General features: G+C 42.3%; 9 protein-coding genes. 1 reads left to right on the forward strand and 8 read right to left on the reverse strand.

The window, feature by feature from the left end:
• Positions 1–17: 17 nt before the first annotated feature.
• Positions 18–2,210: a TGS domain-containing protein gene (locus QYZ87_08280; protein MDN4754517.1), complete on the reverse strand. Its 2,193-nt coding sequence runs from the start codon at positions 2,208–2,210 to the stop codon at positions 18–20.
• Between the two features lie 166 nt (positions 2,211–2,376).
• On the opposite strand from QYZ87_08280, the gene QYZ87_08285 reads away from it, so the two are divergent.
• Positions 2,377–3,489, forward strand: a complete 1,113-nt coding sequence (locus tag QYZ87_08285; protein MDN4754518.1) for a TlpA disulfide reductase family protein — start codon at positions 2,377–2,379, stop codon at positions 3,487–3,489.
• 87 nt (positions 3,490–3,576) lie between these two features.
• Here the strand turns inward: QYZ87_08285 and eno are convergent, their stop codons facing one another.
• From eno to rsgA, 7 genes are all read right to left on the reverse strand, one after another.
• Positions 3,577–4,857 carry a phosphopyruvate hydratase gene (gene eno / locus QYZ87_08290; GenBank protein ID MDN4754519.1) on the reverse strand — a complete coding sequence of 427 codons (1,281 nt, stop codon included), beginning with the start codon at positions 4,855–4,857 and terminating at the stop codon, positions 3,577–3,579.
• 180 nt (positions 4,858–5,037) lie between these two features.
• A complete protein-coding gene (gene hutH, locus QYZ87_08295; protein MDN4754520.1) occupies positions 5,038–6,576 on the reverse strand; it encodes a histidine ammonia-lyase in 1,539 nt (512 codons plus the stop codon).
• 4 nt (positions 6,577–6,580) lie between these two features.
• Entirely contained in the window at positions 6,581–7,228 is a 648-nt protein-coding gene (locus QYZ87_08300) for a cyclodeaminase/cyclohydrolase family protein (protein MDN4754521.1), read from the reverse strand.
• Between the two features lie 29 nt (positions 7,229–7,257).
• Positions 7,258–8,526 carry an imidazolonepropionase gene (gene hutI / locus QYZ87_08305; protein ID MDN4754522.1) on the reverse strand — a complete coding sequence of 423 codons (1,269 nt, stop codon included), beginning with the start codon at positions 8,524–8,526 and terminating at the stop codon, positions 7,258–7,260.
• A gap of 1 nt (position 8,527) precedes the next feature.
• A complete protein-coding gene (ftcD, locus tag QYZ87_08310) occupies positions 8,528–9,499 on the reverse strand; it encodes a glutamate formimidoyltransferase (protein MDN4754523.1) in 972 nt (323 codons plus the stop codon).
• Between the two features lie 40 nt (positions 9,500–9,539).
• Entirely contained in the window at positions 9,540–11,531 is a 1,992-nt protein-coding gene (locus QYZ87_08315; protein ID MDN4754524.1) for a urocanate hydratase, read from the reverse strand.
• Positions 11,532–11,604: 73 nt separating this feature from the next.
• A complete protein-coding gene (gene rsgA, locus QYZ87_08320; GenBank protein MDN4754525.1) occupies positions 11,605–12,558 on the reverse strand; it encodes a ribosome small subunit-dependent GTPase A in 954 nt (317 codons plus the stop codon).
• Positions 12,559–12,634: the final 76 nt, after the last annotated feature.

A 12,634-nucleotide genomic window follows, 5' to 3' on the forward strand; every position in this document is an offset into this window, starting at 1 on the left:
TCGTCTCTCTCAGTGGATCAAAGTCGATTAATAGACTTTACTCCCTTTATCCCCCTCATGGTATTTAGAAGCTTATTAAGCCCCTTAGCATCACGAATATTCAGGTAGAAGTAACCTTGGAATAAACCATCATGAGACTCTATATTATAGCTTCTAAGGGCCAACCCCTTTTCGTCCTTAATATGTCTGATGATCTGCTGAACCACAGAAAGATCGTCATTCCCAATGGCTTTAATAGTGATCTCATGACCTGATTCATCACTCCCTTTCCATTCTGCCTTTAATACCCTATATCCGAAACGCATAAAGAGATCTGGAGCATTTGGACAATCCATCCGATGCAACTTCAATCCATTTTGAGAGGCAAAAGCAAAAACCTTATCTCCATAAATTGGATTACAACACTTTGCCCTCTGAAAATCGATACCTGTCATCTTCTCATCGATGATAAGGACATCCTCCTCTTGGGCTAACTCCTGATGCTCGGTAGTTGTGACAAAACTTTCAGCACTATGCTTGACCATGCACTCTGAATCCTTTTGGTCAAGCTCTTGCTTATATTCATCTAGGAAAGCATTTAGATCTATCTTTTCATTCCCTATCGCTTCGTAGAAAGAGGTCGCCGCCTTATATCCTCTTTTCTTATATAGCTTTGTCAATAGGGCATCATCCAACTCCAACTTTCGATTACGTAGTCGGCGTTGGAGCTCTTCTTTCGCAAGCTCTACAACCCTATCTGACTCTGCTCTTAAATCCTGCTTAATCTTAGCCCTCGCTTTACTAGTGACGACAAATTTAAGCCAATCACGCTTTGGGGATTGACTGTTTGAAGTATTCACAGTGACAGTATCTCCATTCTGCAATATGTGGCGAATGGAGACATTTTTACCATCCACAATAGCGGATACCGTCTTGGCTCCTACTTTGCTATGGATAGCGAATGCAAAATCTAGAACAGACGCTCCCTTGGGTAACTTGATCAAATCCCCCTTGGGAGTAAAGACGTAAATCTCTTCATCGTAAAGATTAAGTTTGAAGTCCTTTATGACATCTTCTTTCTGATCGTGATGTTGCTCTAAAGCTGTCCGAACACTCGTCATGAAGTCATCCAGAGCAGCTTCACTTTTGACCCCCTTATATTTCCAGTGAGCGGCCAATCCTCTTTCCGCTATTTCATCCATTCTTTGGGTCCTGATCTGGACTTCCACCCACCTATTATCAGGCCCCATAACTGTAATGTGCAAGCTCTCATATCCATTGCTCTTAGGAACTGAGATCCAATCTTTTAGACGTTTAGGATTAGGCTGATACATATCGGTAATAACTGAATAGGCACGCCAGCACTGACTCCTCTCTTCCTCTGCTGGTGCATCTATCACAATACGGATAGCAAAGAGGTCATAGATCGCCTCAAACTCTATATTTTGTTTCTTGAGCTTATTACGAATAGATGAAATAGACTTGGTCCGACCCTTTATCTCAAAGGTTAGGCCAACCTCTTCTAACTGCTTCTTGATGGGTTCTATAAACTTAGCAATATAAGCATCTCTTTTTACTTTTGTCTCACTTAGTTTATTTTTTATGTAATTAAAGGTCTCTCTGTCCGTGTACTTTAGAGCCAAGTCATCCATCTCGCTCATGATATTGTATAACCCAAGACGATGAGCAAGGGGACCATAGAGAAAGGAAGCCTCAGCAGAAAGCTTAAACTGCTCATCCTCTGTTAAAAACGTGCCTGCCAAACGTAGTTGGGTAAGCCTCTGAGCAATAAGGATCAGGATAACACGAACATCTTCAGCAAAGCTTAATAAGAAGGGACTGAAATTATCGCTATTGACAACTAAGTTCTTATCATACAGCTCCGAAACCTTCAATAACAATCCGACCAACCTAGCCGTATCTTCGCCAAACTCCCTTGACACCTCGTCAATGGAGTAGTCACCCTCTTGGACTGGATACAGAACCAACACAGCACTAACACTAGAGCCAGACAATCCGACCTCATCACAGACGGCAATCGCCGTAAGAAGTGAACGTACAGCATAATTCATTCCGTGGCTGTCACAATAAAGCACTGAACTATTAGTAAGAATTTGCTTCAGGCGACCTAGTTCTACTTGGTCTAGACCGTGCTTGCAATTTAATAGTTCTTCGAAAAGTTTTACTGGATCATCTGTATTTTTTAACTTCCTAAAAGCTCTTGTTCCCATACTAATTCATTTATTACATTGCGAATGTAATGATTTTCAGTATATTTTTCGTGATTATTCCATTTATTTATATAACTTTGTTGTGATTTAAAAGTGTTTGAGCATTTTTTAAAGTCTCACACGACAAGCGAACTATTTATCAATAAGAATAAAGAAAAAGAACATTATGAAGAAAATTGTATTATTTGCTTCCATCTTAGCCATAGCATTGGCAGGATGTAAGGGAAGTAAAGAAGAATTTAAATTAACAGCAACAAACCTTCCTGCTGAGTTAGAGGGTCAATATGCTTACATCTACGACGATGCAAGAGAGGTAGTGGACTCTGTGATGATTACTAACGGAACTGTTAGTTACACTGACGAGGTAGCCCTTGACAAGGCATATACAATGACCATTGGCGGACAACCTATCACTTTCGTTAAGGAAAATGGTGAGTTTAAGTTTGACATGGTAACAGAAGAAGAGGGTGCTACTCCTACTCTAAAATGCGTTAGCTCACCAGAGAATAGCCTTTACGGTAAGGTGGTTGCGATGCAAGATGAGCTAAAGGAATCATTAGACCCTATCTACAATCGTTACCAAAATGTCGTTTCTGAAATCAAGGAAAACCCAGAACTTGAAAATGAGAAGATTGCTGAAATTGAAGCTATCCAAAACGAATATGTAACTAAGGCTAACGAAATTGCAAAGCGTTATTTCGAAGAAAACAAGGACAACTTCGTGGGGCTACAAGCTTTCCGTCAAATCCAATTCGAATCTAATGCTGAGATGATGGCAGCTTATGAATCAGCAGGTGACCTTATCAAAAATAATGCTCCTATCAAAGAGCAATACGAAAAGGCTATCTCAGCTGAAAAGACAAAAGTCGGTGCATCATTCGTTGACTTTGACATGGTAAATGGTGAGGGTGAAACAGTAGCTCTAAGTAGCTTCCGTGAAGAGGGTAAGTACCTTCTTGTAGACTTCTTTGCTTCTTGGTGTGGTCCTTGCAAGGCTTCAATGCCTACTCTTAAAGAACTTGATAAGAACTTCTCTTCTAAGGGTCTAGTAACTGTAAGTATCGCAACATGGGATAAGGTAGCAGACTACACTAAGGCAGTGGAAGAGCACGGTATCACATGGGCAAACATCATCGATACAGAAAGCACTGGTGCTACTGTTTATGGCGTAGCTGGTGTTCCTACTTTCATCCTATTCTCTCCAGAAGGTGAGATCCTAGTACGTACTCACGACGTTAACGATGTCAAGAGCAAGTTGGAAGAACTAACATCTCTATAATCTATAGATTAGATTTATAACAGATCAAAAAAAATAGAGGGCTTACCGATAACGGTAAGCCCTCTATTTTCATATCTAAGTCTAAACTTAGATTAACTTCTCATATCCATAGCATGCGATGTCACCAAGCTCCTCTTCAATACGAATCAATTGATTGTACTTAGCCATACGATCTGAACGGCTCATAGATCCAGTCTTGATCTGACCTGAATTGGTAGCCACAGCAATATCAGCAATAGTGGTATCCTCTGTCTCACCTGAACGGTGGCTAGTGATAGTAGTGAATCCATGACGCTGAGCCATCTCAATAGCATCTAGAGTTTCAGTAAGTGTACCGATCTGATTGACTTTAATCAAGATAGAATTGGCACTCTTCTGTACAATACCTTTTCTCAAGAACTCTACATTAGTAACGAATAGGTCATCACCTACTAATTGGCACTTATCACCAATAGCTTCAGTAAGCATTCTCCAACCGTCCCAATCGTCCTCAGACATTCCATCCTCAATAGAATCAATAGGGAACTTATTGATCAACTCTGTTAGGTAAGCGACTTGCTCTTCACGATTACGCTTAGCACCAGTCTCTCCCTCAAACTTAGTATAATCATATGTACCATCAGAATAGAACTCACTTGCTGCACAGTCTAGAGCGATAGTAACTTGCTCTCCTGCTTTGTATCCAGCACGCTTAATAGCCTCTAAGATACAATTAAGAGCATCTTCTGTACCATCTAAAGAAGGAGCAAAACCACCTTCGTCACCAACGGCTGTTGTTAAGTTCCTATCATGTAGTACACTCTTAAGTTCGTGGAAAATCTCAGCCCCCATCTGAATAGCTTGGCGTATATTCTTAGCTCCAATAGGACGAACCATAAACTCTTGGAATGCAATAGGTGCATCAGAGTGAGAGCCACCGTTGATGATATTCATCATTGGGACTGGCAATACACGTGCATTTGTACCACCGATATAACGATAAAGAGGCATCCCAAGTGCATCTGCAGCAGCCTTAGCCACAGCCAATGAGACCCCAAGCATAGCATTAGCTCCTAAATTGCTCTTAGTCTTTGTTCCGTCCATATCAAGCATTAATTGATCGATACGACGTTGATTACTGGCATCCTCGCCTAAAAGAGCCGGAGCAATCACAGTATTGATATTCTCAACAGCCTTGAGAACACCTTTACCACCAAAGCGACCTTTGTCTCCATCTCGGAGTTCAAGCGCTTCATTTACACCTGTAGAGGCTCCACTTGGAACAGCTGCTCTACCAAAAGCACCACATGCGAGTGCTACATCCACTTCTACTGTTGGATTTCCTCGTGAGTCAATAATCTCACGACCTTGAATACTAATAATTTCCATAATAATTCCTAACCTCGATTTACATAAAAAAATCTTTCTTACTTGATAGACAAAGATACAAATTATTTGATGAAATATTTCTTCTTTTAAGATTCCTTTACCTACCTATAGGATATAAACGATTGAGTAGAAATAGGATCACGACCCTATTTCTACTCAATAACCTTTATCTATATACGATCATAATGACTTAAAATCGTAGTCGTACACAAACTGAGCTGCGGCATCAATCAATGTATACATCACTACATCATCCTCAACCTTTGGTACTACAGTACGGAAGTCCTTATATAACTTCTGCAATGATGCAGAGGTCAATTCTTCACCTCCACGTAGTGCCAATGCTTGAGCACCATTCATCAACTCGATACCAAGAATAGCAAATAAGTTATCCAGAAGAGGTAATAACTTAGTGGCGGCATTAGCACCCATTGACACATGGTCTTCTTGGCCATTAGAGCTCACTATACTGTCACTAGCAGCCGAGAAGCAATACATTTTATTACGGCTAACCATAGCAGCTGCAGCATATTGAGGGATCATGAAACCACTATTCAAGCCTGGGCGAGCCACCAAAAACTCTGGCAGGTCATGAAGGCCAAGAATTAGCTGTGCTGTACGACGCTCTGAGATATTCCCAATCTCAGCCATCGCTATAGCTAAGAAGTCATACACAAGTGCTAGAGGCTGCCCGTGGAAGTTTCCACCACTGACGATAACATCCTCCTCAGGGAAGATCGTTGGATTATCAGTAACAGAGTTAATTTCACGCTCTACTACAGAGCTTACATACTTCCAGCTATCATAGCTCGCACCAATAACTTGAGGTATGCAACGGAATGAATAAGGATCCTGTACCTGTGACTTTTCTTTTTCCTGTAGTTTGCTACCCTTCAATAGATCACGCATCACTTCAGAGACTACCTGCTGTCCCTCGTGAGGACGAACTTCATGAAGTCGATGATAGAATGGTGCAGAAAGACCATCAAATGACTCTAATGAGATGGCTGCTACACCCAGAGCAGCACGCATCGCACGTCGTCCTAAAATGAGAGCATACACGCCATGAGCACTCATAAACTGAGTACCATTCAATAGTGCTAGTCCTTCTTTGCTCTTAAGCGTAACAGTCTCTAGGCCTGCATTACGGTAGGCATCAGATGACTTCATTCTCTCACCATGATAAATCACCTCACCCTCTCCTATCAGTGGTAAGAAAAGATTTGCCAATGGAGCAAGGTCGCCAGAAGCACCAAGGGAACCCTTATCAAAAACGACTGGAAGAATGTCATTATTGAGCATATCTACAATACGCTCAACGGTACAAACCTGTACCCCGCTATGTCCTAAGGATAGAGCATGTGCCTTAAGGATCAACATCAGCTTAACAACTGGCTCTGGGACAAGCTCTCCATAGCTACAAGCATGGCTCTTAACTAAGTTCTCCTGAAGAGTCGTTAGATCCTCCATAGAAATACTTATATTACAAAGGGAGCCAAAACCAGTAGTAATACCATATAGTGGATGGTCTGTACGTTCCACTTTTTCATCGAGATAATTACGACACTTCTCAATGCGAGCAACAGCTTCTGGAGCTAACTCATACTTTACATTCTGAGTAGCTAAAAGTTTTTCGAGTTCATCAATCCGCAGATCCTCTTTGCCAATAACAAAAGTCATCGGCCCCTCTATGGTTCGTTTAATGTTAGTAACTTTCATATCCTTAGAGTTGCTTATAAGTGTGTGAAAGTATTTTCTTCTCAGCCTCCTCAACAGCTTTCTCTAATTCATCACATGTATCAGCATATTGCTTAACAAATGCTTCGTCCTTAATACCACCAAGATTGATTCTAACATTCAATAGTGCACCAAGAACAGCCAAACGACAACTCATCATTGCGATACATCCATCAGTGATAGCATTTTGATTTCCCTTCATCACGACAGTCTCAATAAGGGGAATCAGCTCGAAAGCTACCTTAGCTACCTCCATTGGTACTGCAGCTGCAGTCTTAGTAGCCTCCTGAATAGCTTCAGAACGTGTACCTTTTTCCCAGTCTGTTTCTTTAGGCAACTTATATGCTTCAGAGACTCTAGCATATGCTTCACTATCCCTATCAATTCCAGCTACTAGCTCTGCACGAATGGCATCAACCTTATCGACTAAAGCCCTCATTTCAGCATCTACCTCAGCATATTTCTTCCTCCCTATTGTCAGTCCTGCCACCATCTGTGTAAGTGCAGCACTGATACCTCCGACTAATGCTGAAACGCTACCCCCACCTGGCACTGGTTCAGAACCAGCGGTAACATCCATGAACTCCTCTACTGTATGATCCTTTAGAAGGATGTTTTCTTTATCTTCTACCATTTTACTGATCTATTTTATCTAATTATTATTTACTTAAACTTATATGGGATACCTGCTTTGATAGTAGTATCTACTAGATTCATCCCAAAGTGATAACTCAAAAACTTATATGAAGGATACTTCAAAATGACAGCATCCCCTACCTTACCGACCTCTAGACTACCAATCTCTGATGCCCTATTAATAGCTTTTGCAGCATTGATAGTCATCGCCGCAATCGTTTCTTCTACAGTCATCTTCATATAAATGGTAGAAAGTGCAATCAATAAAGGTACAGATGCACTAAAGCAACTACCGGGATTAAGGTCTGAAGCCACAGCGACACAGCATCCCGCGTCTATCATCGCTCTAGCAGGTGCGTAATCATCCATCAAGGAGAAGGCAGTCAATGGAAGGCAAGTAGCAACGGTCTCACTATTCGCCAATGCGTTGATCCCCTCTTCAGAAATCTTCAGAAGGTGGTCAGCTGACAAACAACCCAGCTCTGCAGCCAATTGAGCACCACCTATCGGTACAATCTCATCAGCATGCATCTTCACCTTGAAGCCCATCTCTGTAGCAGCCTTAAGCAGTTTACGAGTATCCTCATGCTCAAAGACATTTTTCTCTGTAAAGATATCGACACATTCAGCTAAATCACGCTCCTTAACCAAAGGGAGCATCTCACGAATGATGAAGTCTATATACTCTGATGGACGTCCAGCATACTCCAGAGGAGTATCATGAGCTCCCATATAAGTACTTGACAGAGATATAGGATGGCGTTTATTCAGCTCCTGAGTCACTTCCAACTGACGAATCTCAGTATCATGATCCATACCATAGCCACTCTTTGCTTCTACCGTGGTAACACCCATACTAAGCATAGCATCAAGGTGACGAAGTGCACTATTAGTCAGTTCTTCCTTAGAGCCTCCGCGTGTCGCCTTAGTAGTGCTCGCTATACCACCACCACGCTCCATGATGCTCATATAGCTCTCACCAGCCAATCTCCACTGAAACTCATCTTCACGGAACCCACCAAAAACGAGATGGGTATGACTATCCACAAAGCCTGGAATAACACAGCCTCCTTTAGCGTCTATACGCTCCTCTCCTGTAGAAATTGCAGGGGCACCTTCTTCTGGACCTGCATATGTAACAAGCCCTTCTTGAATAACAAGCACAGCTGGTCCTTCGACTATGCCGATGTTTCCCATTTCAGAAGCTCCACGACGGGGCGAGCCGGCCATCGTGACCAGCTGCCCTATATTGTGGATATAGACATTGCCTACATTTTTATCTCTAAGGCTCTTCATATCAAGCTCCAGCCTTAGCTATTTTGTACTCAAGTACTTGTTGGATACTAAAGTTTTCAAGACGTAGATAATAAGTAATTAAGCTTACTACTTGCTCTAGTGGCATGTCATCCTCTAGCTCCTCCTGACCTAGATAGTATGCAAGTGACTCTTCTAGAGCAGCCTTAGGTACTAGACCGATAATCTCTGCACCTACGATCTCTGCATCATAACGCTCAGCCTCCATTCGTACCATCTCATGAGCACGATAAACCGCAGTTTTAGTAAAGTCTGTAAGGTTCATAGACACCTGAGATTGATGACGTTCAGTAAGATCTACACCCATACCCTTCACAAAACGAAGACCGCCGCCGATGTGACGAACACGCTTAGCAATAGCTGTAGCGACCTCTACGTTAGGGGTATCAAGGTTAACATTATAAGCCACTAGAGGCATACGACCACCAACAGCTACGGTACCAGCAGTAGCATGACGCTCTGCCTTACCATAGTCAGGAGCCCATTCAGGTTCTTTGATCTTCTCAGCCATTCCTTCGAATTCACCCTTACGGATCTTAGCAAGGTTTTGGCGATGAGGAGCAGTAGCTGAATCCTCGTAAAGGAATACAGGGACGCCTATTTCTTCACCAATGATGCGACCAACTTCCTTTGAAAGTTCTACAGCATCTTCCTTGGTTACATTCTTGATAGGAATAAATGGAATGACGTCAACGGCACCCATACGTGGGTGCTGACCTTGGTGTTTGGTTAGGTCAATCTTATCCACAGCGACACGTACAGCTTCTAGCACAGCTTCCTTAAGAGGTTCTGGCTCGCCTACTAGAGTAACCACCATACGATTGTGATCCTCATCATTAGAGTAATCCAGAAGGATTACATTCTCTTTATTTCTCAGAGGAGCTAAAATCGCCTCCATCACTTCCTTGTTACGTCCTTCACTAAAGTTAGGGACGCACTCCATAATCTTATTCATATTATTTTCTGGTATATGTTGTTATTAAATATCTATTCTATTACTTTACTAAGTCATCAATCAATTCATCCTTAACTAGGAATGGAATTGTGATATGGTATCCCTCACTATGGGATTGATTAAAGTCCTTCGAGGTCTCCATCGCATTCTGATTGCGAGCCCAAGATCTACGAGCGACACCGCCCATAACGTCCCACAGCATTGAAGAGCGTAAGATACGATCCACTCTCTCAGAACCATCACAGACCATACCAAAACCACCATTGATAGCTTTACCGATACCAACACCGCCACCATTGTGGAGTGCCACTAGGCTCATACCTCTCGCACAGTTTCCAGCGAAGCACTGCACGGCCATATCTGCCATAACGTTAGAGCCATCCTTGATGTTAGAGGTTTCACGGAATGGGGAGTCTGTACCACTCACATCGTGATGGTCACGACCTAACATAATAGGACCAACCTCTCCATTACGAACCATTTCATTGAATTTGAGTGCGATGTTCATTCTACCCAAAGCATCCTGATATAGAATACGAGCTTGAGTACCCACCACTAATTGATTCTTCTCGGCATCACGGATCCACACATAATTATCACGATCCTGTGCACGTCTATCTGGATCAATGCACTCCATAGCAGCATGGTCGGTCTTGATTAGATCCTCATGCTTACCACTTAGGCAAACCCAACGGAATGGACCATAACCGTAATCAAATAGCTCTGGACCCATAATATCCTCTACATAGCTAGGCCAGATAAATCCATCCTTATCATCATAGCCATTCTTGGAGATCTCATTAACCCCAGCATCGAAGACAGACTTCATAAAGGCATTACCATAATCAAAGAAGTATGTCCCCTTAGCTACGAGCTTCTTAATCACTTCATAGTGACGACGAAGTCCCTTATTAACCTCCTCTTCGAACTTCTTACGATCTTCCTTCAGCAAGCGGGTACGCTCATCGAAGCTCAGAGATACTGGACAATAACCTCCTTCATAAACAGCATGACAGCTAGTTTGGTCTGAAAGTAACTCGATATGGATATCATGCTCAACAGCGTATTCCAATAGATCCACTATGTTACCGAGGTATGCGATAGAGGTTGGCTTCTTACTTTCCAACCCTTTCTTAGCCATCTCAAAAGCTTCATCAAGTGAGCGAGCAATATGCTTAACCCAACCCTGATTATATCTAGTCATGATACGAGACTCATCCACCTCAGCAATGATAGATGTCGCACCTGCGATATCTGCAGCTTTAGGTTGAGCTCCACTCATACCACCTAATCCAGATGAAACGAATAACTTACCGGCAAGGTTGCCATCAGCACCAATACCTAGACGTTGGCGACCAGCATTCAAGAGGGTATTATAAGTACCATGAACGATACCTTGTGGTCCAATATACATCCAACCACCAGCAGTCATCTGGCCGTAGTTGGCGACACCCATCTGTGCAGCCACTTCCCAGTCATGAATATTATCATAAAGCCCCACCATCATGGAGTTAGTAATGATTACTCTAGGTGCTTCTGGTTTACTTTCAAAAAGCCCAAGCGGGTGACCACTCTCTAAGACTAAAGTCTGATGGTCAGTCATCTCTTCAAGGTACTTCTTGACTACTCTGTACTGCATCCAGTTTTGGAAAACCTGCCCTGTCTCACCATAAGTCACCAATTCATAAGGGTATAGTGCTACATCGAAGCAAAGGTTATTATCAATCATTACCTGAAAAGCCTTCGCCTCTATACACTTACCTTTGTATTCATCAATAGTTTTAGCATTAAGATTACCTTCAGGACGATAACGATAGCCATAGATTTTACCACGAGTACGTAGCTCCTCTAAAAATTCAGGGGCTAGCTTTTCATGCAGCTCCTCAGGGATATAACGGAGTGCGTTACGCAATGCGGTTTTAGTTTGCTCAACAGTCAGGCGATAACCTCTATCTGGAGCTCTACGGATACCTTCTTCAAACTTTGGATAGTCTGGTAACTTACTATCCAATACAAATTTACTATTACTCATTTCAAAAAACATTCTCACCCCTCACTTGTGTTCATAGCTTAGGGTATTATTCTCATTAAATTTTTTACTGCTTTTATACACGGTACTTAGCATCCTCATCATCCTTAAGGATACTCAGATAGCTCTTATACCGGCTCTCGGCTACTTCCCCAGCTTTGACTGCCAACTGCACTGCACATTTAGGTTCATGTACATGCGTACAATTATTAAAGTAGCAATCTTTTGAGTGCTTAAATATCTCAGGGAAATAGTGTCCCACCTCCTCCTTAGCGAACTCTATCAATCCAAAACCCTTGATGCCAGGAGTGTCTATCAAGAAGGCATTATCATCAGCATCACCGAAAGGAATCATCTCAGAGAAGGTCGTCGTATGGACACCTACATTATGTGCTTCAGAAATTGCTTGGGTTCTCAAACAAGCATCAGGCACGAGGGCATTAATAAATGTGGATTTACCGACACCTGAATGCCCAGAGATCAAAGAGATACCATGAGAGATATATTCCTTGACCTCCTCTATTCCGTCGCCTTCTTGAGCGGAAACTTTAAAGCATCGATAGCCAATCGACTCATAGAGATCTATCAGTTTATTCAGGAGTCTGTGCTCCCTATAATCATACCTATCTATCTTATTAAACACGAGAGCTGCCTCAACGCGGTATGCCTGGGCAGTTGCAAGATAACGATCAATAAAGGTTGTTGACGTCACGGGATAGTTAACGGTAACGACCAAAAGCGTCCTATCCAAGTTGGCACCTAGGATATGAGCTTGTTTTGAAAGATTTGATGAACGACGAATGATATAATTTCGTCGAGGTTGAATTTGGGTAATCCAGCCTACAGGTTCTGGGGAATTTTCACTAGGCATCTCAAATGTCACCCAGTCGCCTACAGCCACTGGGTTTGTAGTCCTGATACCATTCAGTTTAAAATTCCCCTTCAATTTACACGAGAAAAAGTCCTTCCCCACCTTAACGAGGTAGAGACTTCCTGTGTTTTGTACGACAAGCCCCGTTTGGTCATTCATTATTCAGAAGCATCATACATCTAAAAAAAATATACTCAACCCTTAATAGTAGCCTAAATGCTCTTAATAATAACGA

This window comes from Porphyromonadaceae bacterium W3.11, from assembly GCA_030434245.1.
Classification (GTDB): Bacteria; Bacteroidota; Bacteroidia; order Bacteroidales; family Porphyromonadaceae; genus Porphyromonas_A.

What these genes read in the sequence shown, in the direction of transcription:
- QYZ87_08315 (MDN4754524.1), bottom strand. Translation starts at nt 11,531, where the DNA reads ATGAGTAATAGTAAATTTGTATTGGATAGTAAGTTACCAGACTATCCA.
- QYZ87_08280 (MDN4754517.1), bottom strand. Translation starts at nt 2,210, where the DNA reads ATGGGAACAAGAGCTTTTAGGAAGTTAAAAAATACAGATGATCCAGTA.
- eno (MDN4754519.1), bottom strand. Translation starts at nt 4,857, where the DNA reads ATGGAAATTATTAGTATTCAAGGTCGTGAGATTATTGACTCACGAGGA.
- hutI (MDN4754522.1), bottom strand. Translation starts at nt 8,526, where the DNA reads ATGAAGAGCCTTAGAGATAAAAATGTAGGCAATGTCTATATCCACAAT.
- QYZ87_08285 (MDN4754518.1), top strand. Translation starts at nt 2,377, where the DNA reads ATGAAGAAAATTGTATTATTTGCTTCCATCTTAGCCATAGCATTGGCA.
- rsgA (MDN4754525.1), bottom strand. Translation starts at nt 12,558, where the DNA reads ATGAATGACCAAACGGGGCTTGTCGTACAAAACACAGGAAGTCTCTAC.
- hutH (MDN4754520.1), bottom strand. Translation starts at nt 6,576, where the DNA reads ATGAAAGTTACTAACATTAAACGAACCATAGAGGGGCCGATGACTTTT.
- ftcD (MDN4754523.1), bottom strand. Translation starts at nt 9,499, where the DNA reads ATGAATAAGATTATGGAGTGCGTCCCTAACTTTAGTGAAGGACGTAAC.
- QYZ87_08300 (MDN4754521.1), bottom strand. Translation starts at nt 7,228, where the DNA reads ATGGTAGAAGATAAAGAAAACATCCTTCTAAAGGATCATACAGTAGAG.